Annotated in this window: 1 protein-coding gene; it reads right to left on the bottom strand. The window is 20.1% G+C overall.

What is annotated here, in order from left to right:
- Positions 1–498, bottom strand: a 498-nt coding sequence (locus JG677_RS08550; protein WP_200286222.1) for an ATP-binding protein, incomplete at both ends; no start/stop codon positions are given.

The raw sequence follows: 498 nt of genomic DNA, 5'->3' as shown, positions 1-498 counted from the left end.
ATATTTCTTAAATTAGCACTATAATATTTTTTTATCAGTTTAAGATCGCTTTTGCACAAGCTAATATTAAATTTATCACTGATATAAGCTCTAAGTTCATCTAAGTTTAATTCTTTAAGATAAAACTCAAAATGAATACGGCTTTTAAAATGCTCTTTTTTAAAAATTAAAGGCTTTTTGTATGAGCTTAAAACAAAACTTATATTTAAATCACTATAAATTCTTATAAGCTCTAAAAAATCATTATCATATATACTTATTTCATCAAGAAAAACAACAATATTTTCTTTTTTATTGATATAAGGTTTTAAAAACTCTTCAAATTCTTCTTTATTTTTAAAAATTCCATTAAATTTTAAATTTTTAAAATTTTTAGCTAATTTTTGGAGTAAAACACTTTTTCCACTACCACTTTTACCAAGCAACAATATAAAACTTTTTTGTTTTAAAAGCTCTTCTTTTATACGATTTAAAATATAATCTTGATTTTTAATGTTA

The organism is Campylobacter sp. TTU-622 (assembly GCF_016598965.1).
Classification (GTDB): Bacteria; Campylobacterota; Campylobacteria; order Campylobacterales; family Campylobacteraceae; genus Campylobacter_D.
The sequence above is the reverse complement of the archived record's forward strand: the minus strand, read 5'-3'. Positions and strand labels throughout refer to the sequence as shown.